The 23,865-nt window shown below is 39.6% G+C and carries 28 protein-coding genes; 17 read left to right on the plus strand and 11 right to left on the minus strand.

Going from position 1 to position 23,865, the window contains the following annotated elements; all coding sequences use genetic code 11:
* Positions 1-2 precede the first annotated feature (2 nt).
* From JXQ92_RS12595 to JXQ92_RS12615, 5 genes are all read left to right on the plus strand, one after another.
* Positions 3-1,538: a 7TM domain-containing protein gene (locus JXQ92_RS12595; RefSeq protein WP_421986974.1), complete on the plus strand. Its 1,536-nt coding sequence runs from the start codon at positions 3-5 to the stop codon at positions 1,536-1,538.
* A gap of 3 nt (positions 1,539-1,541) precedes the next feature.
* The gene (locus tag JXQ92_RS12600; RefSeq protein ID WP_421986975.1) at positions 1,542-2,432 is read left to right on the plus strand and encodes a sugar-transfer associated ATP-grasp domain-containing protein; all 891 of its coding nucleotides are present in this window, start codon (positions 1,542-1,544) and stop codon (positions 2,430-2,432) included.
* The gene (locus JXQ92_RS12605) at positions 2,422-2,652 is read left to right on the plus strand and encodes a hypothetical protein (RefSeq protein ID WP_421986976.1); all 231 of its coding nucleotides are present in this window, start codon (positions 2,422-2,424) and stop codon (positions 2,650-2,652) included. The genes JXQ92_RS12600 and JXQ92_RS12605 overlap by 11 nt, the downstream gene beginning before the upstream one ends.
* Entirely contained in the window at positions 2,606-3,793 is a 1,188-nt protein-coding gene (locus JXQ92_RS12610) for a hypothetical protein (RefSeq protein WP_421986977.1), read from the plus strand. The genes JXQ92_RS12605 and JXQ92_RS12610 overlap by 47 nt, the downstream gene beginning before the upstream one ends.
* A gap of 158 nt (positions 3,794-3,951) precedes the next feature.
* Positions 3,952-4,677 carry a pentapeptide repeat-containing protein gene (locus tag JXQ92_RS12615; protein ID WP_421986978.1) on the plus strand — a complete coding sequence of 242 codons (726 nt, stop codon included), beginning with the start codon at positions 3,952-3,954 and terminating at the stop codon, positions 4,675-4,677.
* A 76-nt stretch (positions 4,678-4,753) separates the two neighbouring features.
* Here the strand turns inward: JXQ92_RS12615 and JXQ92_RS12620 are convergent, their stop codons facing one another.
* From JXQ92_RS12620 to JXQ92_RS12630, 3 genes are read right to left on the minus strand one after another with little or no spacing between them, the layout of a single operon-like run.
* The gene (locus JXQ92_RS12620) at positions 4,754-5,554 is read right to left on the minus strand and encodes an SDR family NAD(P)-dependent oxidoreductase (protein ID WP_421986979.1); all 801 of its coding nucleotides are present in this window, start codon (positions 5,552-5,554) and stop codon (positions 4,754-4,756) included.
* Positions 5,547-6,536, minus strand: coding sequence for an SDR family oxidoreductase (locus JXQ92_RS12625; RefSeq protein WP_421986980.1), 990 nt, complete (start codon positions 6,534-6,536; stop codon positions 5,547-5,549). The genes JXQ92_RS12620 and JXQ92_RS12625 overlap by 8 nt, the downstream gene beginning before the upstream one ends.
* Positions 6,536-7,252, minus strand: a complete 717-nt coding sequence (locus tag JXQ92_RS12630) for a CPBP family intramembrane glutamic endopeptidase (RefSeq protein ID WP_421986981.1) — start codon at positions 7,250-7,252, stop codon at positions 6,536-6,538. The genes JXQ92_RS12625 and JXQ92_RS12630 overlap by 1 nt, the downstream gene beginning before the upstream one ends.
* 93 nt (positions 7,253-7,345) lie before the next feature.
* Here JXQ92_RS12630 and JXQ92_RS12635 point away from each other — a divergent pair, with 93 nt between their 5' ends.
* Positions 7,346-8,077 carry a DUF6503 family protein gene (locus JXQ92_RS12635; protein WP_421986982.1) on the plus strand — a complete coding sequence of 244 codons (732 nt, stop codon included), beginning with the start codon at positions 7,346-7,348 and terminating at the stop codon, positions 8,075-8,077.
* 7 nt (positions 8,078-8,084) lie between these two features.
* Here the strand turns inward: JXQ92_RS12635 and JXQ92_RS12640 are convergent, their stop codons facing one another.
* Positions 8,085-8,732: a hypothetical protein gene (locus JXQ92_RS12640; protein ID WP_421986983.1), complete on the minus strand. Its 648-nt coding sequence runs from the start codon at positions 8,730-8,732 to the stop codon at positions 8,085-8,087.
* A 147-nt stretch (positions 8,733-8,879) separates the two neighbouring features.
* On the opposite strand from JXQ92_RS12640, the gene JXQ92_RS12645 reads away from it, so the two are divergent.
* From JXQ92_RS12645 to JXQ92_RS12675, 7 genes are all read left to right on the plus strand, one after another.
* On the plus strand, positions 8,880-9,263 hold the full coding sequence (locus JXQ92_RS12645) for a metalloregulator ArsR/SmtB family transcription factor (RefSeq protein WP_421986984.1): 384 nt from the start codon (positions 8,880-8,882) through the stop codon (positions 9,261-9,263).
* A gap of 153 nt (positions 9,264-9,416) precedes the next feature.
* On the plus strand, positions 9,417-10,604 hold the full coding sequence (locus tag JXQ92_RS12650; protein ID WP_421986985.1) for a 6-bladed beta-propeller: 1,188 nt from the start codon (positions 9,417-9,419) through the stop codon (positions 10,602-10,604).
* 56 nt (positions 10,605-10,660) lie between these two features.
* Entirely contained in the window at positions 10,661-11,356 is a 696-nt protein-coding gene (locus tag JXQ92_RS12655; protein WP_421986986.1) for a YjjG family noncanonical pyrimidine nucleotidase, read from the plus strand.
* A 74-nt stretch (positions 11,357-11,430) separates the two neighbouring features.
* Entirely contained in the window at positions 11,431-13,062 is a 1,632-nt protein-coding gene (gene pruA, locus JXQ92_RS12660; RefSeq protein WP_421986987.1) for an L-glutamate gamma-semialdehyde dehydrogenase, read from the plus strand.
* Positions 13,063-13,110: 48 nt separating this feature from the next.
* The gene (locus JXQ92_RS12665) at positions 13,111-13,596 is read left to right on the plus strand and encodes a hypothetical protein (protein WP_421986988.1); all 486 of its coding nucleotides are present in this window, start codon (positions 13,111-13,113) and stop codon (positions 13,594-13,596) included.
* Positions 13,586-14,026, plus strand: coding sequence for a PaaI family thioesterase (locus JXQ92_RS12670; protein ID WP_421986989.1), 441 nt, complete (start codon positions 13,586-13,588; stop codon positions 14,024-14,026). The genes JXQ92_RS12665 and JXQ92_RS12670 overlap by 11 nt, the downstream gene beginning before the upstream one ends.
* Before the next feature lie 182 nt (positions 14,027-14,208).
* Positions 14,209-14,715 carry a hypothetical protein gene (locus tag JXQ92_RS12675; protein WP_421986990.1) on the plus strand — a complete coding sequence of 169 codons (507 nt, stop codon included), beginning with the start codon at positions 14,209-14,211 and terminating at the stop codon, positions 14,713-14,715.
* A gap of 73 nt (positions 14,716-14,788) precedes the next feature.
* Here the strand turns inward: JXQ92_RS12675 and JXQ92_RS12680 are convergent, their stop codons facing one another.
* The 4 genes from JXQ92_RS12680 to lepB all read right to left on the minus strand — a co-directional run bounded on the left by JXQ92_RS12680 (position 14,789) and on the right by lepB (position 19,022).
* A complete protein-coding gene (locus JXQ92_RS12680) occupies positions 14,789-15,793 on the minus strand; it encodes a DUF4407 domain-containing protein (RefSeq protein ID WP_421986991.1) in 1,005 nt (334 codons plus the stop codon).
* Between the two features lie 214 nt (positions 15,794-16,007).
* Positions 16,008-17,381, minus strand: coding sequence for a M28 family peptidase (locus JXQ92_RS12685; RefSeq protein WP_421986992.1), 1,374 nt, complete (start codon positions 17,379-17,381; stop codon positions 16,008-16,010).
* Between the two features lie 31 nt (positions 17,382-17,412).
* Entirely contained in the window at positions 17,413-17,853 is a 441-nt protein-coding gene (locus tag JXQ92_RS12690; protein WP_421986993.1) for a hypothetical protein, read from the minus strand.
* A complete protein-coding gene (lepB, locus tag JXQ92_RS12695; protein ID WP_421986994.1) occupies positions 17,853-19,022 on the minus strand; it encodes a signal peptidase I in 1,170 nt (389 codons plus the stop codon). Before lepB ends, JXQ92_RS12690 begins: the two co-directional genes overlap by 1 nt.
* A 184-nt stretch (positions 19,023-19,206) precedes the next feature.
* On the opposite strand from lepB, the gene JXQ92_RS12700 reads away from it, so the two are divergent.
* From JXQ92_RS12700 to JXQ92_RS12715, 4 genes are read left to right on the plus strand one after another with little or no spacing between them, the layout of a single operon-like run.
* The gene (locus tag JXQ92_RS12700; protein ID WP_421986995.1) at positions 19,207-19,842 is read left to right on the plus strand and encodes an ABC transporter ATP-binding protein; all 636 of its coding nucleotides are present in this window, start codon (positions 19,207-19,209) and stop codon (positions 19,840-19,842) included.
* The gene (locus JXQ92_RS12705) at positions 19,839-21,086 is read left to right on the plus strand and encodes an ABC transporter permease (RefSeq protein ID WP_421986996.1); all 1,248 of its coding nucleotides are present in this window, start codon (positions 19,839-19,841) and stop codon (positions 21,084-21,086) included. Before JXQ92_RS12700 ends, JXQ92_RS12705 begins: the two co-directional genes overlap by 4 nt.
* 10 nt (positions 21,087-21,096) lie before the next feature.
* Positions 21,097-21,558, plus strand: a complete 462-nt coding sequence (locus JXQ92_RS12710; protein ID WP_421986997.1) for a hypothetical protein — start codon at positions 21,097-21,099, stop codon at positions 21,556-21,558.
* A 22-nt stretch (positions 21,559-21,580) separates the two neighbouring features.
* Positions 21,581-21,988 (plus strand): hypothetical protein, encoded by a 408-nt coding sequence (locus JXQ92_RS12715; protein ID WP_421986998.1) that lies wholly within the window; start codon positions 21,581-21,583, stop codon positions 21,986-21,988.
* Positions 21,989-21,991: 3 nt separating this feature from the next.
* Here JXQ92_RS12715 and JXQ92_RS12720 read toward each other — a convergent pair whose 3' ends face one another.
* Genes JXQ92_RS12720 through JXQ92_RS12730 form a run of 3 tightly spaced genes read right to left on the minus strand, consistent with a single transcriptional unit; the run spans position 21,992 to position 23,864 of the window.
* Positions 21,992-22,750, minus strand: coding sequence for an energy transducer TonB (locus tag JXQ92_RS12720; RefSeq protein ID WP_421986999.1), 759 nt, complete (start codon positions 22,748-22,750; stop codon positions 21,992-21,994).
* 3 nt (positions 22,751-22,753) lie between these two features.
* Positions 22,754-23,230: a c-type cytochrome gene (locus JXQ92_RS12725; protein ID WP_421987000.1), complete on the minus strand. Its 477-nt coding sequence runs from the start codon at positions 23,228-23,230 to the stop codon at positions 22,754-22,756.
* Complete coding sequence (locus tag JXQ92_RS12730; RefSeq protein ID WP_421987001.1) at positions 23,223-23,864, minus strand: SCO family protein; 642 nt, start codon at positions 23,862-23,864, stop codon at positions 23,223-23,225. The genes JXQ92_RS12725 and JXQ92_RS12730 overlap by 8 nt, the downstream gene beginning before the upstream one ends.
* Between the last annotated feature and the right edge of the window lies 1 nt (position 23,865).

The following is a 23,865-nucleotide window of genomic DNA, read 5'->3' on the forward strand; positions in this document are numbered from 1 at the left end:
GCATGCAACCAAAAAAGTCATATAAAGCAATTAGCCTGCTCTTGCTTGTGCTTCCGCTCCTTTGGATTGGGGTTAGAATTATTTCTAATACAAACCGGATAGCCCTTAACGAACTAGGTCATCGGTATGAATTGACCTATGATTTTTCCGTTCGAGGAGAAAAGCCATATTGGATTGAAACTTTTGTTCCTCAAAACGATGACCGACAAACTATCTCTGTTTTACAGAAGAATCTTTCACCCAAAACAACTGAAGTTGAAAACAACAAAGTGGCCAGATGGGAAGGAACAGCAGATGGGCTTGAAGAAATAAGCCTTTCGTTCCTTTTTCAGGGAAAGTCTGTTGAGTATCAGATTTCTGACGAAATAATCTATTCCCCCTATTTCTCGATCAGTCAAATCAATTCTCTTTCGCCAACAAATTATATCCAATCCGATAACGAGACCATTAATAAGCTTGCACAAGATCTGAAAGGGGAGTTAACAGGCCTCAAAGACATCTTAAAAGCATACTATAGCTACGTTTATGCGCTTCCATCGAACGGGACGAATGAGCTTACGGATGCTGTAACGGCTTTTGAAGATCAAGAAGCATCTTGCAACGGGAAAAGTAGGCTTTTGGTGGCATTATGCCGAGCAACCAAAATACCTGCTAGAATGATTGGAGGCATTATTATGGAAGCCTCAGAGAAAAAGACTTCCCATGCTTGGGTTGAAATTAAAGTCAACGAAACCTGGGTGCCTTTCGACCCTTTGAATGGTTATTTCTCGGCACTGCCATCACACTATTTAAAACTTTACGCCGGAGATAACTTTCTCATTACAAGAAGCCCTGGAATCACTTTCGATTATGAATACAAAATTCAAGAACAAAGAAATAACTCGTTTGCCAAATTTGCCCTCCTAGACCTATGGCAGCTTAGCGATGCGCATAAAGTACCACTGAAAATGTTGAGAGTAATTCTGCTACTACCATTAGGAGCCTTACTTATAGGTATTTTAAAAAATGTCATTGGTTTTAAAACCATAGGTGTTTTTCTTCCGGTACTTATTAGTGTAGCCCTTATTGAAACAGGGTTAGTCACTGGTTTGATTCTCTTCACCGGTATCATATTCATTGTAGCGGGCTTAAATTATCCACTAACCAAATGGGGCGTACAGCACACCGCGAAACTTACTTTAATGATGTCCGCAGTCGTAATTGTGGTCCTAGGTTTAGTACAAGGGTTTTCAAATAGCACGCAATTCGCAGCTACAACACCATTATTCTTCCCTTTCATTATTCTAACACTAGTTTCTGAAAAAGTAGCCAGAACTATTGATGAAGATGGATTCAGAACGGCAATGGAAATGTACCTACAAACTCTCGCCGTAACCGTTATCATATTCTTTGTTTTGAATTCCACGACCATTCAAAACTTCCTCATCACATTTCCTGAAATCATGCTGACTTTCGCAGGAATTAACCTGCTGCTAGGTAAGTGGATAGGGTTTAGAGTGTTAGAATACGGCAGATTTTTAAACACTGTAAAAGCTTAAAAGATGAAGAACCTAATTGCAAAATTTCAAAAACTAGAATCCGAAGTAATGGGGATTAATGAGCGCAATATCGACTTCATTTACCAATACAATAAAAGGGCTGACTATAAGCTAGCCGATGATAAATGTCTGGCAAAAGAGATCTTTCATAAGCATAATATTCCATGCCCTAAAACATTTGGTGTTATCCATCATCTCGCTGAAATCGACTTGATTTGGCAGTCAGTTCAGAACAAAGAGAACCTAGTTATTAAACCCGCAAAAGGCGCCGGGGGTAAAGGAATTATGATCTTGAAACAACGGAAAGGTCAATGGTATAGTGGTGCAACGGCTATATCAGAAGAGCAGATTTACCATCATGTGGCCAATGTTCTTTTCGGACTTTATTCCTTTGGAGATAATGATAAAGCCATCGTTGAAGAATTTGTAACCCCGCATCATTTCTTTGGGGAAATCTATAAAGAAGGCGTGCCCGACTTCAGAATAATTTTGCTTGAATCCGTGCCCTTAATAGGGATGCTCAGAATGCCAACCAAAGCATCTGATGGAAAAGCCAACCTTCATCAAGGAGGGTTAGGTATAGGCGTTGAGCTGTCGGAGGGAGTATTGACATCCGCCTATAACGGAAAGAAGTACTTATCTCACCATCCAGATAGCAATCAACCCATAACTGGTCTAGAAGTACCCTATTGGGCAAAAATCATGGATATGGCGAAAGCCGTGGCAGATGTTTTTCCACTTAAATATTTAGGAGTCGATTTAGTCATTGATCAGCACAAAGGCCCGATGATCATGGAAGTCAATGTTCGACCTGGATTGGGAATTCAATTAGCCAATAGAAAAGGCTTAAGGCGCATTTTAGAAACTATAAAAACGAAAAAATATGAGGCTTAATAAATCGAAATCACTGTATGTATCTGTACTGGCTTCTTTCTTGGCCATAGCTTTTGTGGACTATAAAGAAAGTAGAAAAGACCAATTGACATACGCGCTACATCCGCAAAAAAACATCGATGTGCTTGTAGCAGCAAATCAATCAGAATTTATCAACCAAAAACAAAAATTAGATGAAACGACTATCAATTTTGATGGCCTTACTATTCTTTGTCAGTAACGGGTTATTTGGCCAGTGGGATAAAAAATACAAAGCAGGCGGTTTTGCCGGCTATGAGCACAATATTTTCTTAAGCCCCAGTACACTTATTAGGTCAGGAGAGACCTTAACAAGGCAAGACATTCTTACCAGTGGCTTCTATGAGGGAGTGTCTTTTAGTGGCGACTTTGAAAAGAAATTTAAAGAGGGTAGATGGAAACTTGGGTTCACATCTTCATATGCGAATTTTCATACGAACCCAGATGCAGATCGATTTACATTAAATCTAAGATCATCTTATAGAAAGCGCTATGCCAAAGGAAAATATATTGAAATCGCTCCTGCTTTTTCAAGAAGATCTCAACAAGGCATTAACGAATCTGATGGTGTATTGAGAACTACTTTTTCCTATACGAAATTTGTCTTGCCACTACATTGGGATTTCTACTTTGGGAAAAAAGTATGGTTTAAAACTGAAACGGCTTATACGTTCAAAGCCTATGATCAGAATGATTTAGGAGAAAAAGTGTCCTATCATTCCGCTAAGACAAGTTTCGCATTGAGTAAGAAATGGAACAAGGCAGAAAACATCAATAAAATCTCCTTTTCTGGAGGTATAGAATATCGATATTATACAGATCTGGAGTTGGATGATGAAAGCGAAGAAGAGGAGGAAGAGGAAGAAGAAAATGAAGTCGTTGCACGACCTAACAACCCCATCGCCTTTATTGCCGAAGAAAGACAATGGTTGTTTTACAGGGCTGATTTAGAATACAATATTAAAAACAACAACACCAATTTTGACTATACACTTGGCTTATATTTTATCGGTAGAGGAGATTCAGAACAGCGTTTTGGCTATAGCGAACTCTCTCCAGGAGCAAGGCTGAACTATAAACAAAAAGGCTTTTCAGTTTCAGGCTCCATTAAGTATAACATGAGAAAATTCACTACGCTTACCATCGGAGAATCGGAGCAAACCTTGAAGTATAATTACATAAGAACTAGTATTCGATTGAATGTTCCCTTAGCAAAAAGAAAGTTGTGGTACATCAAAGCAAACTTGGTCAATCGTAAGGCTAATAATGACAATATATTGAGCACCGCCTTTAGAGGTTATTTCAATAACAGTATCGAAACAGGGATGACCTTCAGGTTCTAATAAAACACATTAAAAATATTTTGGTTGATAAAAAGGCTCGAACAGACGGTTCGGGCTTTTTTTATGCAACCCTTTTGCCCTCCTTTACATCTTATAATAAACGTATGTAACTAAACTTACGTTTTTAAGTCTATATAGCAACTCAAACCAAAAAGGTCATGAAAACAAATAATATTATTAGAACAATAGGTGCAGCATTGGTCATGCTAGCTTTTATTTCCACATCAGCCTTAGCACAAAAAACAGTCGATGCTTCTGAAATTATGCAAGCGCTAAAAGCAGGCAAAGATGTTTCCTATCAAGATGTAACCATTACTGGCGTACTAGATTTCACCTTTATGGATGAAAAACTAGATGATTTGCCAACACGAAGGAGATGGTGGAGAAATGGAGGGGACAACGAAGTGGATGAATTGATTAAATCGAAAGTCTCATTTGTTAACTGCACATTTGAAGATGATGTACTCGCTTACTTTCACGATAAAAGATCGGAGTACACTTTTACAGCTGATTTTGAAGATGACGTGAAATTCGAAAACTGTACGTTTAATAGAAATGCGATGTTTAAATATTCAGAATTCGAGCGAGCATCAATATTTACTGGGTCATCTTTCAACAGAGAGTCAACCTTTAAGTATGCTGAATTTGAAGAAATGGCTCAATTTGAGAAGACATTCTTCGATGAGGATGCCATGTTTAAGTATACCAAGTTTAGAGATGGGGCTAATTTCAACGACGCTAAATTCGATCGATCAGTAGATATGAAATACACCGAAGTACGAGGTGATTTTATGATTGAAAGAATGGACGTGAGATGGGATATTGATACTAAATATGCGGAAGTCAACGGACGAAGCATGACCCGTTACTTGATCGACAATTAAGCCAAAAGAATAATCCAAGAAGCTGCTTCAAAAGGTCCTTTTATTGGGAAGGTTTTGAAGCAGCTTTTTTTATGGTCTATCGCGACTGTTTAATAAACGCGTTGGCGAGCATTCGCATTTGCGTTGAATAAGGGATAATTCTGCCGAGCGCTTTGTATGCTTTCGGCATAAAGCCCGGAATAGCCACTGGTTTGCCCCTAAACATTCTGCCTAGCGCATATTCAGCTACTTCTTTTGGTGTTTGTTGCGTCATTTTGGAAGCTTTACCCATTTCCTTATCGCGTTGAACCACATCAGGATTGGTAAGAACTGCAGCCGGGCAAAGTACGGTTATGCCAACATTCGTGGCTTCCAATTCCTTTCTCAATGACCTTGAAAACGAGTAAACAAAACGTTTCGTAGCAGAGTAAATGCCTTTATAAGGTATGTCGAAGAACGAGGCCATACTCCCAACATTTAAGATATATGCCTTAGGCAGGGTCTTCATTTCAGGCAGAAATAAATGAGTGAGCATAACCAAGGCCACCATATTCAGCTGCATTTGGCCAAAGTAAAAGCTGCTATCTCTACTCAAGAAAGGACCTGAGTTACCAAGCCCCGCGTTGTTGATTAAAATATCGACTTGATAACCGTTCGTTTGGCACCAATCGTAAATATTTTGAGGACTTTCTTTGTCCATCATATTCGAACCTAAAGAATCGAAAGACTGATTAGGATATTGCGCTTTTAGGGCAGCAGTAACCTCGTCAAGTTTTGGTTCAGGCAAAGCTACCAACAAGACATTAAAGCCCCGTTCAGCACAACTTTCTGCCAATGCTTTGCCAATGCCATTACTAGCACCAGTAACAAGTGTGTATGTTTTTGATTGATCAGTCATGAGTTTCTTTCAGCCAGTCTACAGTTTGCTCAATTCCTTCTTTAAGCGAAGTGATCTGATAGCCTAGCTCGTTTTCCGCTTTAGCGCTAGATACACTCCACTTATAAAGGTACTTTCTTACCCATCCCGGTGTAATCAGTGGTTGGCGACCAAACTTTTCGGCCAAGAAGAGCTGAATTTTACCAAAAGCTAAAAGTATGCCCAAAGGCATATGATAGAGTTTATATTTTCGACCTCCAATGGCTGCAATCATATCAAACAATTCATGATACGTAGCATCGTCTCCTCCCAATAAATATCTTTCACCAGCACGACCTTTGGCCATGGCTAGGATGTGTCCATTGATGACGTCATCAACAAAGACATAGTTACCCGTGCTTTTGCCATCTCCAGGAATAAATTTCCATTTACCAGCAATGTATTGCTTGATAAGTTTAGTAACTGAGTTACTAACGTTAAGAGGGCCAGGCCCATAAACACGTGTTGGGTTAACAATTACCACGTGCTGACCTTCCTTTACTAAGGCTTTTATTTTTAGTTCCGATTCGTACTTGGTGCTTTCGTATTCTGTGAAGAAACCCACCTGACGTGGTGTTTCCTCATTAACTGGTCCATCAATCGCGGGCCCTATTACACCTGCTGTAGACGTAACGACTACCTTTTCTACACCCTGTGCCTTAGCGGCAGCCAGAACATTTAGCGTTCCATCGATATTTACCGACTTAAAAGTGTCGCCTTTAGCCCATACACTGGCAAATGCCGCCAGATGATAGACTTCCTGACAGCCTTCCATTCCTTTATTGAGCGCCTCTAGAGCAAATAGGTCACCTTCTACAAAAGAGATGTTTTCATGTTGTAAGTCTTTGGCTTTGGCCTGTGATCTGATAAGCGCCACCACTTTATTGCCTTCATCTGCTAGCCTCATAGTCAATTTTTGACCAATAAAACCTGTGCTTCCTGTAATGAATATTCGCTTCGACATTAGTTCACTTTCATTTCAGGGTGATGCTTGAGCGAGAAAAAGAAGTTTGATAGCGCAAGCGTAATATGTACAAAAAAGGCAACCCAAATGGTTCCAGTTGTTAAAGTAATAAGGCAAAGAATAATGCCTAATGGTACGGCACCGATCGTTTCTTCCAAATTTTTAGGCACATGAACAAGTGCATATAAGGCAGCGTTCAGAATTATCGCTGGCCATTCACCCAATAGTGGTACAGTGGCAAATAATAGTAGTCCTCGGAACATAAGCTCGTACCCGAAAAGGTAGGCACACCAAGTAAAAGCATTTTTGGCCACCATGGGCTTAGTCCACTCTTTTTCACGAACGTTGGGGTAAAAGGCCAAATTCTTTTCCTTTTTCGAGTTGAAAAAGTTCATTGGCACAATGATTAAGGCCAAACCAAAAATCCAGTAAAGGGAAATATCATGATTCTGGAAAGCTATACCATAGTCAGACAAATTTTTGTCGAGTACTAAAAGCATAATTATCGCTGGAATAATGCCAATCGTCATGGCGCCAAGGTATCGATAAAACCAAGTAGCCTTTGTATGACCGCGGGTTTCACCATATTTATCTTTATAGCTTTGCGTTAGTTTTTCGGAAATTGAAGCGAAGTGATAGATACTAAAACCTATAGTCACCAGAGCTATTGCTAAGATGGGTTCTAAATATTCTGCTTTCCAAGCGGGGATGTTCATTAAAAAATAAATTGGCTGTATAAAGCGCAAAAATAAAACATCTACTGTAATAAAGGCCCAAGGCTTTATAAATTACAGTTCAAATCATAAGCTATGAAGAAGTTCGTCATCTCTGTATTCCTCACATTCTTCCTTTTTCAAATCGAAGCACAGTCTATTACCCCACAACAATTGGTCAATAGAACCATTGCTTTTCACGATCCAGATGGCTGGTGGGATAAGGTGAAAATGGAAATGGTGATTGAAATGGAAAGCCCAAAAATGGCAGCTAGAACCAGCAATGTGGTAATTGATAACATAAAAGGCTCTTTTCACCTGTCAGTATTAAGCGGAGGTCAGTTACTCGAATGGATGGTAGATGGTGAAGGCAAATGCGATTTTAAGACGGATTTCGCTCGACCAAGTTCCACAGAACAAGCCGATTCCTTGAGTTTAACAGATGAAAGAGCAAAAAGATGGAGAGACTACTATACCTTCTTGTATGGTTTGCCCATGAAATTGACAGATACTGGCACCAAGATTGGCGACGAAGTGATTGAAACTACTTTTATGGAAAAAGACGTACTGGCTTTGCGGGTGACTTATGACGAATCAGTGGGTAAAGACATCTGGTACTTCTATTTTAACCCCAATACATATGCTATGGTGGGCTACCGCTTTTATCATGATGAAGCGAAGAATGACGGTGAATACATTGTGTTAGACGATATGATTATCGAGAAAGGCCTTCGAATTCCAAAAAATAGAGCATGGTATACAAATGCTGAAGATGAATTATTGGGTACTGATATCTTGATCAGTTTTAAAGTAGACAGAGGTTGGTAAGCAATGCTTACTTTTTCTTTTTCCGCTTCAGAGAGTTTATGAACTGACCCCAAGCAAAAGGGTTCAATAAAGGATTGGCTCTAGGTCCTGCGCTATTCTGCAAATTGATCAACTGCTGATTTTGCATAAAGCGAAAGTTCGCACTCGGACTAGCCGTTAAAGGGGTTATTCTAATAAGTTCCTGAATAACCTCAGGTGCGAAATTATTCATTATGTTTTCCTGATCATTTGTCAAATTCATGGCTAGAATAGCCTCTTTAAATAACTCTTCGGAAGGGAAAGGATTAATCTCGACATCTTGAAGTTGCCTAGCTTCAGATTCTAGAGCAAATATGACTGTCCATTGGTCACCAATATCTTCTGGAACCTTTACGCGAATATTTTTAAAGCCCACTGCACTGATCGTTAAGCTATCGCCGGCAAAAAAAGCATGATTTATCCAACCACGAAAGTCCGTATTGTTACCTCTACCACGTTGGTCGAATATGTGAACATAAGGGATCGTCTGAGTACTGTCGGCATTCATAACCAAAGCCGAAAGCTGCACGATTGGACGTTCTGTGATGTCTTGCGCCTTTAAATCACCGGATGAAAATCCTAATGTTAGAAAGGAAAAACTGAATAATAGGTAATATTTTAGCGTTTTAATCTTCACAGAAACGATGATCTATTCTCTTTAACGGAAAATAAATCAATTGGATTAAATGCATGATTTACTTTGCACATACAATGATAACACTCAAAAAGCGGAAATTGATTGGTGAAATAGATTTATTCTGTTCAAATTAACAATTCTTAACCCATGCGCCTCAAGAACTTTAGTCTCAGCTTCGGTAGTCAAATTTTCAAATCAGTCTCTGACGAGGCGCGTTTGCGTATTCTGCACTTACTTCATAGAAATGGAGAACTCACGATATCCGACCTTGAGCATATTCTTGAATTCACTCAAACCAAGACATCTAGACACATTACCTACTTGAAAAACTCGGGTATGGTAAGCGCAAGAAAAGTAGATCAGTGGGTGTTTTATGGTATTCGAGAAGAAGTGGAAGAAATGACAAACCGAATTTTTGAGTTCTTGATCAAAGACAGCACCTTATTGAAAGATCAAGAGGTTTTCGAAGTCTTAAAATCTAACCGGGAATTAGCGCAAAGTCGCATGCAAAATAGAGGCTTACAGAAATAATCGTTATATATTCTGCAACTTTTGGAATTAGGTTGAAGACTAATACATGGTGCTTAAAAGATCATGTTTTTTTTGGGGGGGGGGTGATTCATTGTGGGTAGCTATTTAAGAAAATCTGCGTTAATGCTATATTGATATCAACACAATCAGAAAATGAAAAAGAGCCTCCTATTACTTTCACTGCTTTCATTATTCCTCGCCTGTGAAGATAAAATAGAGGGCATTCAAAGTATTCCTGTTATTCAGATTTCAGAGGCTTTCGATAATCCTTCGCCGATAAACCTAAGCGAATTGGTTTCTGACATTGAATACGTGCAACTGGAAACCAATTCATCTACGCTCTACAGGTTTCCACACATATGTGGCTTAATTGGGGATTCCCTCATTTTGTTAAAAGATAGTAAAAGAATATCTCTGTTTAACAGAAGAACAGGAGGGTATGTTAAGGATCTAGGTCACGCCGGTGACGACCCAGAAGGCTATAGGTTGAGTGCTAGGAATCTTGGTGTAAATACGTTTACAAATAGCGTTTATGCCAGCCGGAATCAGGAAAAACTGATTGGTTACCCATTAGATGGTAGAAGTGCCTTGGATTTTGTGAATTTACCGACAATCATAAACCAAACAGACGATATGATGTCTGCTGGATTTTTAAGTGCTTATAGCTATTTGGATAGTACCCATTTCTTAGGCTATATCTCTAATATGAGTGGTAGTGAGAAGAATAGAATTCTAATTTTCGATAGATCAGGAGATGTTAAAAAGAGCTTTCCAAATCATTTGACATTTGAAAATAACCCTAATCGTATTCAGTTTTCTATAACCTACCTTCAAACTTACAACAACGAGGTTATGTTCAAGGAGACTTATAATGACACTATATTCCATATTTCTCTAGAAAGTATGGAAAGTGCATATGTGATGAGTTTCCAATCATACGGCATTCCGTACGAAGAACAAGAAACCGTGGTGGGAAATGATTTAAAAGAACGCATGCGCTTAACAGGGATCTTAGAGAGTGATAAATTTGTATGCTTCGAAATCGATTTTCAGGGTGTCTCATACTCTGGTTTGTTCGAAAAGGCTAGCGGTGAAACACGTATAGCGAAAAACAAGGAACTTAGTCATGGTTATGTGAATGATTTAGATGGTTTTGTTGCCTTCAAACCATCCTATATATCTAGAAATGGAGAACTGATTTCGACAATTCCTGCTGAAAGAATAGCTGAATGGTTCGAAACACACCAAGATAAGATTTCATCATTACCTCCGCATATTCAAATATTACAGAATGTGCAGCCAGAAGATAATCCAATCATCATGATTGGTAAATTGAAGTAATTATTGGTCGCAACTCAAACTTAAATTAGAAGTATTAGTTCTCTTCAAAAACTATTTTGTCTAAATACAAGCATATTTTTTTCGACCTTGATCATACCCTTTGGGATTATGACGCCAACGCCACCGAGGCCTTGGGTGATTTATACGATCAGTATAATTTCCAAAGACTTGAGCTATTCGATAAAACGGATCTGGCTAAAATATTTTTTGAGGTCAATTACGGCTTATGGGATTTGTATAACATCGGGAAGATTCAGCGACCAGATATCCGTGCGCTTCGGTTTAAAACGATTTTTGAAAAACTAGGGGCTAAAGCTTCGGATATGCCGAAGAATATCGAAGAAGAATATATTCAACTCGCACCAACCAAGGAAAAGGTATTCGACCATGCGCATTTAGTATTAGACTACTTGGCCGAAAAATATCAGTTACATGTGATTACCAATGGTTTCGATGATATTCAATCCACTAAGATGAATAGTTCGGACTTGAGAAAGTATTTTGATGTGGTAGTTACCTCAGAGACCACCGCCTACAGAAAACCGAATAAAGAGATTTTTGAATTGGCTATGAACTTAGCAAAAGCGCCTTTGGAACAATCTATCATGATTGGCGACAACCTTGATTCGGATATAGCAGGAGCAAAAAATGTGGGAATGGATTATGTTTGGTTTAACCCCGAACAGCAACAGACGAATTCCACAATTCAACATGAAATTCAGAACTTAATTGAGCTGAAAAGCATTCTATAAAAGTCGGCTTCATAACAGTAAATTGAAACTGTATATTTGCGACAATCATTTTGATCAAAATAAAAAAGTAAACTATGGCAACTGGATTTTTCAATGTACCCGCCCCAGTCAACGAACCTGTATTAAGCTATGCACCAGGTTCTAAGGAAAGGGAGGAGCTGAAAGCCGCTTTGGCTGAGGCAAGGGCCAAAGAAATAGATGTACCGATGTACATCGGTGGAGAAAAAGTGACTACGGATAATAAAAAACCAATGTCGCCACCACATGATCACCAACATATTTTAGGGCACTTCAATGAAGGTAGTTCTGAGCATGTAACTGCGGCAATTGATGCAGCTATGGCTGCAAAATCTGACTGGGCAGATATGAGCTGGGAGCACAGAGCTTCTATCTTCTTAAAAGCTGCTGAACTTCTTGCAGGTCCTTACAGAGCTAAGATTAATGCAGCGACCATGTTGGGTCAGTCAAAAAATGCATATCAAGCTGAAATTGATGCAGCTTGTGAGTTCATTGACTTTTTGCGTTTCAACGTACAATACATGACTGAGATTTACGCTCAGCAGCCAAATTCGGCACCTGGTATTTGGAACCGTGTGGAGCAGAGACCTTTGGAGGGGTTCGTTTTTGCTTTAACACCTTTCAACTTTACCGCTATTGCAGGTAACCTACCTACTTCTGCGGCCATGATGGGTAACACCATTGTTTGGAAACCATCTAACACGCAGATTTATTCTGCGAATGTGTTAATGGAAGTTTTCCAAGAAGCTGGGGTTCCTGATGGTGTGATTAACCTTGTTTATGTAAATGGCCCAACTGCCGGAGATGTGATTTTCAATCACGCTGATTTTGGTGGCATCCATTTTACGGGAAGTACAGGCGTGTTTCAGCACATCTGGAAAACAATTGGTGAAAACATTTACAAGTACAAATCTTACCCTAGAATCGTTGGAGAAACTGGAGGTAAAGATTTTATCATGGTACACAAATCATCGAATGCTAAAGAAGTGGCAACTGCTATTTCAAGAGGAGCCTTTGAATACCAAGGTCAGAAATGTTCTGCCGCATCTAGAGCCTACATTCCATCGAACCTTTGGGAGGATGTTAAGAAGTACGTTCAAGCTGATTTGGCAACTTTTAAAATGGGACCAACTGAAGACTTTGGAAACTTCATTAATGCGGTTATCGATGAGAAGTCATTCGATAATATTGCAGCCTACATCGATGGGGCAAAAGCTAGCCCTGATGTAGAAATTATTGCAGGTGGAAACTATGACAAGTCAAAAGGCTATTTCGTAGAACCGACTGTATTGTTATCTAAAGATCCGAAATACACGACAATGTGTGAGGAGATTTTCGGCCCTGTAATTACCATTTATGTTTATGAAGAGAATGAGTTTGAAGCGACTATGGCTTTACTTGATTCAACTTCTCCATATGCATTAACAGGTTCTATTTTTAGTAAAGATAGATATGCTGTAGAAAGAGCTACAAAAAGGCTTGAAAACGCTGCTGGTAACTTCTATATCAATGATAAACCAACTGGGGCTGTTGTAGGCCAACAACCATTTGGTGGAGCTAGAGGGTCTGGAACAAATGATAAGGCAGGTTCAATGATTAACTTATTGCGTTGGGTTTCTCCAAGAACAATTAAGGAAACATTTGTACCGCCGAAAGATTACAGATACCCATTCTTGGGAGAAGATTAATTTAAGAAGATAGGGCTCCGTTTTACGGAGCCTTTTTTATTTTAGAATATGGAAAAGGAGATAAAAGAAGTACGTCATTTTTTTGATGTTGAGGTACCCGCCTTGTTAGATAACCTGTCGCAAGAGGATGCACCGAATTGGGGATTAATGACGCCGCACCACATGCTTGAACACCTTATTGTCACTTTTAAAATGTCAATCGGGAGAATTAACATTCCTGTAGTTTCTAAGGAAGAAGATTTTCCAAGATTGAAAGCCTACTTGATGAAAGATAGCCCAATGAGGCGATCCGTTCCATCGCCCACCGGTAAAAATGAATTGCAACCACTGAGGTCGGCTAATTTAGAAGAGGCGAAGGCCAAATTGCTTAAAGAAATAGAAAGCTTTGTCGGCTTCATGGACAGTAATCCGGAATTTTTAGCCAACCATCCATATGGTGGGCCTATGACTGCTCAAGAATGGTTTCTTTTCCATAGGAAACACTTTAAGCATCATTTTATTCAATTTGGTTTAATGGCAGATTATGAGTCTTGACCATTTTCAAAGGCTAGAAAACCTTTTTCATTCGGCACCAATTCAAGACATGCTTTCAGGAGCACAGATGAAAGTCGGTAAAGGTAAGTCGGTGTATACCCTTAATATAAAACCAGCTTATTTCCATGCGGCAGAAGCTATGCATGGTGCCATCTACTTTAAGCTATTGGATGACGCGGCTTATTTTGCCGCTGCTTCACTAGAGTTAGATTTTTTTCTACTCACTAAATCCTACACCATACAATTTATTCGTCCTGTGCAAGTGGATGCATTAACAGCCAAAGGGAAAATTGTGAAAGTTGATGGCCAATCTTTTGTCGCTAAATCTGAAATAGTGAATAGCAAAGGAAAAGTTGTTGCCCATGGTGAAGGCGTGTTTGTGCGGAGCAAAAAACCACTGCTAGAACAAGCGGGCTATGTCAAATTATGACATCTGAAGAGATGAAATATCAGACAGTCAGCGTGTTGTATTTTTAGTTAATCGATTAACCAGCATATTTTCCACACACCCTTTCTTTCCAACCGTTCAGGTTTATGCCCACTATGTGCTGTAACTTTTTACCTTTCTTGGAGTCTTTATTAAAGATTACATTAAACTCAAATCAGGTCAATATGAAAAAAATCGCAGCAGCACTACTATTAGTCATGGTAGGTGCATCACTATCAGCACAATCAAAAGTTCGAGAAAAGGATATTCTTGGGCAATGGGATCTTGTTATCGATGTAGATGAGGCAAGAGATGAAATTGAAGAGGAGCTCGAAGAGGAAGAATCTTGGATTGCTCGAAGATTTGCTAGAGGCATCAGCAACTTTGCATTAGATATTGTTGAAAGCATCGACATTAGGTTCGACTTTAGAGAAGATGGCGAATTGAAAATGTCATTGAACGTTTTAGGAGAAAGGGAAGTAGAGTATCTAGAGTGGTTCATCAATAAAGATGGCGAGCTAATCATCGAAGATGACGATAGCGACAGAAGAAGAGGAAGGAATAATAGATCGTTTCATTTCTCTAATGACGACGATGTATGGTTGATGAAAGACGGAAAACTTCAGGCGTTTGAGAAAACAAGAAGAGGTCGTCTTGAAATTAAAGAAGAGGTTTACTTGAAGAAAAGATAGATAACAAAGCTTAAAGAAAAAGGCTCGCAAACTTAGTTTGCGAGCCTTTTTTGTTGCCGTTAAACCACAGGGTCTAACTAGCGTAGTACTTCAGTTTTTCATAAGTAGCACTATCCATTTCTGCGATTTTTTCAAGATTATGGTTTTTGTAATAGTGCTCTCGGAGTTCCAATAACTCATCATATGGTCCTCTTGGTGCTATTAGTTTCACAATAATAGGTGTACATTCTAGCATAATGAACAGCAGCATTATAAAAACATTAGCAATGAAAATGGCTCGGTTCTCTTCGCCAAGAATACGAAGTGCCTCTAGTTGCGCCGCCATACCATTCCAAGGGTTTCTCTTAATCTGACTCAACTCCTCTTCTTTTTGCTTTATTAGCACATCATATTGCGCTTCTTTTGTTTCAATAGTGGGTCTGTTTAATCGCACTAAATTGTCCAATTCAAGCTGTGCTTGATCGGCATCGGCTTTTTTCAATTGATAGATAGGACCTGCTGATCTTCTCATAGAACCACCAGTACCGTCCGCTTCGCGTCGGGCTGCATCGGCCAGTTCATTTCTGGTGACTGTTTTTTCGCTGATTTCCTTTTTTAGTTGAGCAATCTGACTTTGTAGGTTCTCGCCACTTGTCTTATACCTTTCTTCTATTGCGGCAATCTCATTTTGGAAGATGTCTTCCTCCAACAAAACCAATTTCCGATCTATTTCTTTTGAGAAGATTTTTAACTCCAGGGGTTTTGAAATCACAATGGCGAGCATCACGGCCAAGAGAATTCTGGGAGAAGCGATAAATAATTCTTTGAACCATCCGCCTTTTTTCTTGCGCATAGTAGACACGATAAAACGATCTAAATTGAAGATAATGATACCCCAAATAATGCCAAATACCGTTGCCCATATGGCATTGTCAAAAACAGTATGGAATGCATAGCCTCCGGAAAGAGAAGCAAGTAAACCTGTAAAAAATACAGCGGCACCCATTCCTGTATACTTTGATGCATCGGTAGGGCAGCGTTTTAATAGTGAGCGATTGGTTCCTGCACAGAACCAGAAAAATTCTTTGAGTGATTTCATAGATGTTGCCTTTGAGTTCCCCAGCAAAAAATGTTGTTGGGTAATGGTCTTCACATTTCAACATGAGACATCAGTCTGTAGGAAGAGGTTGCTAAGACACAAGTAATAAATGCAACGCAACGAAATTCAATATGTTGTGTAAACTAGTACCTTTTTATGCATAGTACCTATTTTTAATGATAAACAAGCCTAATTAGCTGATATACAATAATAATTATAAACCGTATTTATCGATTAGGTAGATCATTGATGCCATAGCCGCTGCACCTAATTCAAGTTCACGCTGGTTAACGACTTCGAAATTATCGATACCTGTATGGTGGTATTTGAAGTATCGCTGACTATCTGGTAAATACCCGATGGTAGGAACATCTTGAGTTCTTAATGGACTAATATCAGCGCCACCGCCGCCTCGTTTTAATTGATGAATGCCGTAGGGGGTAAATAATGGCTGCCAAGAAAGTAGCTTGTCTTGTTGAGCTTTAGTGCCTGTTATGCCGAAGCCTATCGGTAAGAATCCACCGCGATCTGACTCTAGCGCTGCAATGTGATTTTCATTAAGTTCCTCTGCTATTTCGGCATATTTGCGTCCACCCATCAATCCATTCTCTTCATTCATGAACATAACAGCCCGAATGGTACGCTTTGGCTTATATCCAATCGCTTGTATTAAACGAAGCACTTCAATGGACTGAACACAGCCAGCACCATCATCATGCGCGCCTTCTGAAAGATCCCAAGAATCTAGATGTCCACCAACTACAATAATTTCTTCGGGATGCTCTGTACCTTTAATTTCTCCGACTACGTTGTAAGACAAAACGTCATCCAGCATTTGGGCATGTGTTTCGAAATAAAAGTTTAGCGCTTTGTCATCTTCCAATAAAGCACTCAATTGATTGGCACCATTCGTACTGATGGCCACAGCCGGTATTTTCGGCACATTTAGGGCATATCGTGTTCCTCCTGTATGTGGAACGTCATCATTGAAAGAGCTCAGCGATCGAACTACTACCCCAATTGCTCCATACTTTGCAGCTTCCGAAGGTCCTGCACCTCTTTGGTTAGAAGCGCCACTATAAGCACGGAACGTATCCATCAATTTAGGATCCATCGGTCGATTGAAGAACACAATCTTTCCTGCTACTCCAGCACGACCTAACTTGGCCAGTTCTTGAAAATCTTGAACTTCTACTACTTCTCCAACAACACCTTTGGCACCCGTGCCCACTGAATTGCCAAGTGCCACTACGTTCATTGAAACGGTGCCTAGCTTTTTGGAATTTACAACACGGCCAATTTCTTTCTTCCCTCGAACCCAGTGCGGCACCATGACTGGTTGCAAGTATACAGTGTCAAAACCATAGGCCTTCATTTGCTGTCGGCTCCATTCAACAGCGGCTGCCGCTTGAGGAGACCCACTTAGCCTACCACCAATATTTTTAGTAAGGTATCGGAGCATTTCATAACTCTCGCCTCGTTCAAGTGCCTCATCAAATAGCTTTCTGATTTGAGCTGCGTCTTGTTTGTCTTGAGCAAAAGCTATACTTGAAAAGAATAGGATAAGGAGGGCTACAAAAATTCTCATGTCTAAGGTTCAATTTTGATTTGAAACCTACTCAGTCAATGATTTCGGCTTCTTCTAAAATATACATAAGCTTTAAAGGATCGTCGCCATTGATGGTCAACTTACCTTTAACTTTTACGCGATCTTCTGTAAAGGAAAGATCCTTTTTTAAAAATACCTCTACTACGGTTTCAGGACCTGCACCACCACAAAAAAAGCAGTTGGCAAAAGGGAGTGCCGATAGCACAAAGTAGTTCTTGCCTCTAAGTTCATCTAACGGAATCATCCAACCCTGAAGCGTAATTTCTTTACCGTTTATTTCTTTAACCTCCTTGCTGAAGGTTGGGAAGTCAATCTCGTAGTTCAGCGTTTCGTCAAAGCGCTTCTCTATGGTTACTTTGGCTAGGGTTTTCCAAGTATTCTCCTTTTGTGCCGAACTAAATTGTAGCCCTGCGAATAGAAAAACGAGAAGTAAGAAAATTGATCTTATCACTACTTGATCAAATCTAGGATTCTATCGAAACGAATGTTTTGGAAGAAACCAGCATCAGGATTGGTTCTGTCCATAGACCAGAAGATAAATAGTGGTTTTCCCACAATATGATCTTCGGGCACTAAACCCCATGTTCTCGAATCTTCAGAGTTATGGCGGTTGTCACCAATCATAAAATAATACCCTTGCTTGAAGGTATAGCTAGTCACTTTTTCACCATCAATGAATACTTCATTACCATTGATCTGCACGTCATCGTTATGCTCATAGTGTTCTATCGCTTCACCATAAAGCGCAATGTTTTTTGGCGTTAGCTCAATAGTTTCTCCCTCTTCAGGCATTTTCAGAGGCCCGAAGAAATCACGTGTCCAATTAAAGCCCGGTGCTTGAGGAAATAACCCGCTTTCTTCACCTGTTGCGTAGGTTATTTCTTCTACACTTTTTATGAAAGGCAGTTTGGCTAACTGATCCGCCTTTTCATTTGTGGTGAATATCTTAAAGCCGAGTTTATCTCTAAATGGGTAGTTCGGTATCGCTGTAGTTGCGTAGGTATCACTTGGATTGTCATCGTAATAATCAGTAATACCAATTTCCCTCATGTATCTTGGGTGAACTCCTTGATCAGCCTGAACAAAGAAGCTAGTAAGCATGCCAGGAGGGTTTTCAACAGCTTCGCCATTGATGAATATCTGCTTATTTCTTACTTCAAAAACGTCTCCCGGAGTCGCCATACAACGTTTTACGTAGAAGGTCTTAATATCCAGTGGAAAGCCTTTGTCATAATCCGGAGGATAATTAAATACCACAGGTTCGCCCGCCCTTACACTTCTAAGTCCCGGTAACCTGAAAGTAGGTACCTGTAAGATTTTGGAATAAGAAGGGATGTTCGTTCCCCAGAACTTCTGATGCGCCAATGGAAATTGGATCAGTGTTTTTGGCGTTCTTGGTCCAAAATGAATTTTGCTTACAAATAAGTGATCTCCTATGAGCATGGAATTTTCCATTGAACCAGTAGGTATGGCATAAGCTTCAATGAAAAACATTCGGATGATTGTCACGGCAATCAGTGCAAACAAAATGTCGTTGATTAACTCTCTGAAAAAGCCCTTTTTGGCTTCTGGTTCTGAATCTGTTTCAACTTTTGGTTTGCGCTTTAAGAAATCAAGCATTAGCTAAATATTAGGCTTTAAGTAAGCGGTAAAGATATTATTTATTTATCAAAAACTGACGTCTTGGAAAATGACAGACTAAATGATAACGCAGAAAACCTTTAAGAGGTTTTTTCAACTTCTACACGATTGGTTTTATTAATTAAGTCAGCTTCCGTTACTTAGCTCATGAATAGAGAAAAGCATGATCAGTATAGATAATCTTAGTTTCGGATATTCAGCGCAAAAAGTCCTTGCTATTCCACATATGGAGGTAAAAGAGACTGAGCATTTGCTGATTTTGGGCAACTCTGGTAGTGGTAAAACTACGTTACTCCATATTCTAGGAGGCCTGCTGGAACCAAAAGAGGGCAAAGTAGTGATTGGTAATACTGATTTATACGGTCTATCAGCGCAGCAACGTGATAAATATCGCGGACAAAATATCGGTCTGGTATTTCAAAAGGCACACCTTATTAGCGCTCTCTCAGTGGGCGACAATTTGCTCTTGGCACAGTACTTATCGGGAACAGCACAGGATAAAGGCCGTGTTTATGAAGTTTTAGATGAGTTAAATCTGGCGCACAAAGTCGATAAAAAGGTAAGGACATTAAGTCAAGGAGAACAACAGCGGGTAACCATCGCAAGAGCGTTACTGAACAGGCCAAGATTAATCTTAGCAGATGAACCTACGGCAAGCCTCGATGATGAAAATGCAATGAAAGTATTGACCCTCTTGAAAGGTCAGGCAGAAAAATATAATGCATCCTTGCTGATTGCCACCCACGACCAAAGGGTGAAAGACGAATTTGAGCTAACACTTAACCTCAATACCCAATGAATTTGATATCGTTAAGTTGGAGCTACATTAAGGCAAAACCGCTAAGCACATTGCTCAATGTGTTATTAATGAGTTTGGGCATTGCCATTATTCTAGTGCTCATTTTATTGAGCAGTCAACTAGAAGAAAACCTTTCTAAGAATAAAAGAGGAATAGATTTAGTAGTAGGTGCAAAAGGAAGTCCGCTTCAACTCATTTTGGCCAATGTTTACCATATCGATTTCCCAACAGGGAATATAAAATTAGATGAGGCGAAAAACCTTACTAGAAATAGGTTGGTAAAATCTGCCATACCATTGGCATTAGGAGATAATTATGCTGGTTTTAGAATTGTAGGGACTAATCATGATTATGTCAACCTTTATAGCGGAGAAATTGGGTCTGGGGCTTTGTGGAAGAATAATATGGATGTGGTTTTAGGAGCTAACGCGGCTGAAAAACTGAACATGAAGGAGGGGGATGAGTTCTTTGGAGCGCATGGCTTATCAGTGGCCGACTTAGAACACGACGAGCAGATTTATCATATTGTAGGCGTATTAAAGAAAAGTGGTAGTGTGCTTGATAACCTTATTTTAACCAATATTGAGAGTGTTTGGGCAGTGCATGATCATGATGAAACTGAAGAAGAAGGTCACGATGAGCATGAAATTCATGGAGAAGGGAGTGCTTGGGAAACGGGTTTGCCTGAGGGCGACGAAGATGCAGAAATAACATCGATGCTTATTAAATACCGCTCGCCGATGGGTGCAGTTCAGATGCCTAGAATGATTAATGCCAATACCAATATGCAAGCCGCATCGCCAGCCTTTGAAACACAGCGCCTTTTTTCTTTGTTAGGCATTGGAGTAGATATGCTGAGGAGTTTTGCCTATATCATCATTGTTATAGCAGGCTTAAGTATTTTTATCTCCTTATATAATGCATTAAAAGATCGGAAATACGATTTGGCGATCATGCGATCGCTTGGTGCAGCAAGAATAAAACTATTTGTTCATGTAGTTCTGGAAGGTATTATTATTACTGTAATTGGCGGACTTTTGGGAATGGTTTTGGGACATGGGTTGATGGAAATACTAGCCAATTCCTACGAGAAATCGGATGATATTGGTATAACAGGATTGATTTTTGTGAACCAAGAACTGTATGTATTGCTTATAAGTGTGGGTATAGGGGTGATAGCTTCTTTAATTCCTGCGTTTAATGCTTATAAGACCGATATATCTAAGGTATTAGCAGAAGAATAATTATTAAGACATGAGAAAGACATTGATTTTATTACTGATTTCAATTTTTACGCTTCCAGGCATAGCCCAAGACGTAAAGATGAAAGGCGCTAAACTATGGAAGACTTTAGCCGATGTTAGTTATGACATTAAGCAAGATGAGTATGGAGATGTTTTTGTCCCTGTATTTGGAAAGCAGATCAAAGGAGTAGCTGATCAGATTGTGGAGATTGATGGCTTTATTATTCCTTTCGATGGTATGTTCAAGCCAACTGAACTCATTATCTCATCCCTACCAATTAGCGAGTGTTTCTTCTGTGGTTCTGGAGGCCCAGAAACAGTTATGGAGATTTCCATGAAGGAGAAAATAAAATACACGACAAAACGTGTAAAAATCAGAGGAAAACTGAAACTTAATGCTGACAATCCCGATAAGTTAATGTATCAATTGGTAGAGGGCGTATTTGTTGGTTTAGCTGATTCTAGCTACTAGGGTTGCCCAAATTTTAAGAGATATGAAGAAGTTTCTCTCAATAGTATTTGTAGCATTAATCACGGTGTCTTGCGGAGGCGGATATGACCGAATGGCTGAACGTGATAAAATCATAGATGTTCACGATGAAGTGATGCCCAAACTAGGCGAGGTGATGAACCTTAGAAAACAAGTGCTGGCCAAATCACAAGAGGCTAATGACGAAGCGGCTGCCGCTGATTTAAGAGACCTTGCCGCTGAACTAGAAGCTGCCAGAAAAGGAATGATGACTTGGATGAATGATTGGTCTAAAACATCGAAAGAGCATGTCAATGGCGTGACTTCAGAAGAAGCCCAGAAGTCCTATTTTGCGGCAGAAATGAAGCGTATCACCAAAGTTAAAGAGGATATTAATTCTGCTATTACTTCTGCCAAGGAAGTCCTGAAATAGACTTTAAAAGGCTCTAAAAGTAATTCTCAAATTCATCGTCGCATCTACTGGTTTACCATCAAGTTCGGCTGGGTTCCACCTCGGTGAAAGATTAATTACTCTTATCCCTTCTTGGCCCAAACTCGGGTGAGTACTTTCAATTACCTTTGGCAACACAATGCGTCCATCTGATAAAACAACGAATGAAATTTTAACTTCACCCCGTCCATACCTTTTAGCTGCAGTAGGGTATTTCAAGTGCTTTCTCAGGTGTGCATTCCAATTATCCATACCACCAGGAAATTCTGGTGAAGTTTCAACGCTGATCCTTAAACTGTCTGCGGATGCTTTATCTTTTTTGACTGGAAAGGGGCGATCTCTTGTTTGAAGTAATTTGCCAAGTGCATCATACTCTTCTAGTTTTGTAATGGACTGTTCTTGATCATAAAAAACCCAAAAATCAGATCGATTGTCATCTTTAAATTTGCCTTCCATCATCAGGTTTCCGTTTCTATGAAACCGCTGATATAGACCTTCTTTGACTCCTTTTTTATAGGTGAAGGTTTCTAATAGCCTGCCATTTTTTGCATACCGCTTGGCGATACCAATGATTCTCTTTTTTCTATCTAAAGGCCTTATTAAATAGGTCAGAAATTCTTTTGATGGGTCTACTACAGCACCTTCTCGGTCTAAATAAACGGTATCAACTTTTTGTTTTTGAGCTAAAGTCGAAGAGCTTAATATCAGGCTTAAGGTAAGGAGAGTATATAGTTTGCGATTCATTCATTATGGTTTATTGGACTTCAGATAATCTTCTACTTCCTTCAAGGACAATACTTTGGATTCATTTCCCCATGCATTGGAAATGTAAACCTGAAGTTCAAGTATTTCAAAAGGAGTTAGACTAGGATTGCCCGGCATGGGCTGGTTATACTCTTGTCCGTTAACCAATATTGGCCCTTTCATTCCATACTTTATGATTCTTGAAGTGGCCAGGATATTATTAAGTAAATAGTCAGCGTCTTTTAGCGGAGGGATTAGCTTGCCAAGCCCCTGACCATCTTCCATATGACAATTTATGCAATACCTTGTGTAAAGTTGTTGCCCAACCGCAAAAAGTTTGAGCTCTTCTCTGCTTAAACGATCTTGAACATTTTGATTATCACTCTTTTCAGAACTACCTCCACAACTTATCAATCCAAAAAACGAAATGAAAATCAACGAAAAGGCAATTCTTGTAATTGGTGATAAATGCTTATTCATGTTCTGCCAATAGTTTAGGAATATCATTGATGAGCGCACTGACTTCTATGGGTTTAGTACCATCATAAATCCCGCGTATTCTTCTTTCCTGATCGATTAGAATGAATGCGCCACTGTGAATAAAACCTCCAGGGGCGTCAGCATCTTCGCCTACGGGTACTAAATAGCCATCGGCGCTACCAATTTCGTATATCTCGTCTTGGTTGCCAGTAACAAATTTCCAAACATCACTATTCGGAATGCCCAATCGCATAGAGAAATCTTTAAGATAGGCCACGGTATCGTGTTCTGGGTCTATCGTATGAGATAATATGCCAAAATCCGAGTTGTCTTTAAACTCCTCATATACCCTAAGCATTTGTTGCTTCATAATTGGGCAAATGGTTGGGCAGGTACCAAAAAAGAAATCCGCTACATAGACCTTGCCTTCAAAAGTACTCGGGGTTACAGTTAGGCTATCTTGGTCTGTAAATGAAAAGTCAGGAATGGTATGATAAACAGTATCAATGCTTCCGTTTACTTCTTTGTATTCTGTTCTACCCAAAATAGGTAGCTGTTGAGTGTTTTTAGAACCACAAGATAGTGCACTGCCTATAAGTAGCGTTGCCAAAGCTATTTTTAAACTCTTCTTCATT

The organism is Roseivirga sp. (assembly GCF_049099775.1).
In the GTDB taxonomy this organism is placed as follows: domain Bacteria; phylum Bacteroidota; class Bacteroidia; order Cytophagales; family Cyclobacteriaceae; genus Roseivirga.

Bases quoted from the DNA above. Each gene is read 5' to 3' on its own strand.
- JXQ92_RS12595 (WP_421986974.1), top strand. From the start codon at position 3: ATGCAACCAAAAAAGTCATATAAAGCAATTAGCCTGCTCTTGCTTGTG.
- JXQ92_RS12600 (WP_421986975.1), top strand. From the start codon at position 1,542: ATGAAGAACCTAATTGCAAAATTTCAAAAACTAGAATCCGAAGTAATG.
- JXQ92_RS12605 (WP_421986976.1), top strand. From the start codon at position 2,422: ATGAGGCTTAATAAATCGAAATCACTGTATGTATCTGTACTGGCTTCT.
- JXQ92_RS12610 (WP_421986977.1), top strand. From the start codon at position 2,606: ATGAAACGACTATCAATTTTGATGGCCTTACTATTCTTTGTCAGTAAC.
- JXQ92_RS12615 (WP_421986978.1), top strand. From the start codon at position 3,952: ATGAAAACAAATAATATTATTAGAACAATAGGTGCAGCATTGGTCATG.
- JXQ92_RS12620 (WP_421986979.1), bottom strand. From the start codon at position 5,554: ATGACTGATCAATCAAAAACATACACACTTGTTACTGGTGCTAGTAAT.
- JXQ92_RS12625 (WP_421986980.1), bottom strand. From the start codon at position 6,536: ATGTCGAAGCGAATATTCATTACAGGAAGCACAGGTTTTATTGGTCAA.
- JXQ92_RS12630 (WP_421986981.1), bottom strand. From the start codon at position 7,252: ATGAACATCCCCGCTTGGAAAGCAGAATATTTAGAACCCATCTTAGCA.
- JXQ92_RS12635 (WP_421986982.1), top strand. From the start codon at position 7,346: ATGAAGAAGTTCGTCATCTCTGTATTCCTCACATTCTTCCTTTTTCAA.
- JXQ92_RS12645 (WP_421986984.1), top strand. From the start codon at position 8,880: ATGCGCCTCAAGAACTTTAGTCTCAGCTTCGGTAGTCAAATTTTCAAA.
- JXQ92_RS12650 (WP_421986985.1), top strand. From the start codon at position 9,417: ATGAAAAAGAGCCTCCTATTACTTTCACTGCTTTCATTATTCCTCGCC.
- pruA (WP_421986987.1), top strand. From the start codon at position 11,431: ATGGCAACTGGATTTTTCAATGTACCCGCCCCAGTCAACGAACCTGTA.
- JXQ92_RS12665 (WP_421986988.1), top strand. From the start codon at position 13,111: ATGGAAAAGGAGATAAAAGAAGTACGTCATTTTTTTGATGTTGAGGTA.
- JXQ92_RS12670 (WP_421986989.1), top strand. From the start codon at position 13,586: ATGAGTCTTGACCATTTTCAAAGGCTAGAAAACCTTTTTCATTCGGCA.
- JXQ92_RS12675 (WP_421986990.1), top strand. From the start codon at position 14,209: ATGAAAAAAATCGCAGCAGCACTACTATTAGTCATGGTAGGTGCATCA.
- JXQ92_RS12680 (WP_421986991.1), bottom strand. From the start codon at position 15,793: ATGAAATCACTCAAAGAATTTTTCTGGTTCTGTGCAGGAACCAATCGC.
- JXQ92_RS12685 (WP_421986992.1), bottom strand. From the start codon at position 17,381: ATGAGAATTTTTGTAGCCCTCCTTATCCTATTCTTTTCAAGTATAGCT.
- lepB (WP_421986994.1), bottom strand. From the start codon at position 19,022: ATGCTTGATTTCTTAAAGCGCAAACCAAAAGTTGAAACAGATTCAGAA.
- JXQ92_RS12700 (WP_421986995.1), top strand. From the start codon at position 19,207: ATGATCAGTATAGATAATCTTAGTTTCGGATATTCAGCGCAAAAAGTC.
- JXQ92_RS12705 (WP_421986996.1), top strand. From the start codon at position 19,839: ATGAATTTGATATCGTTAAGTTGGAGCTACATTAAGGCAAAACCGCTA.
- JXQ92_RS12710 (WP_421986997.1), top strand. From the start codon at position 21,097: ATGAGAAAGACATTGATTTTATTACTGATTTCAATTTTTACGCTTCCA.
- JXQ92_RS12715 (WP_421986998.1), top strand. From the start codon at position 21,581: ATGAAGAAGTTTCTCTCAATAGTATTTGTAGCATTAATCACGGTGTCT.
- JXQ92_RS12720 (WP_421986999.1), bottom strand. From the start codon at position 22,750: ATGAATCGCAAACTATATACTCTCCTTACCTTAAGCCTGATATTAAGC.
- JXQ92_RS12725 (WP_421987000.1), bottom strand. From the start codon at position 23,230: ATGAATAAGCATTTATCACCAATTACAAGAATTGCCTTTTCGTTGATT.
- JXQ92_RS12730 (WP_421987001.1), bottom strand. From the start codon at position 23,864: ATGAAGAAGAGTTTAAAAATAGCTTTGGCAACGCTACTTATAGGCAGT.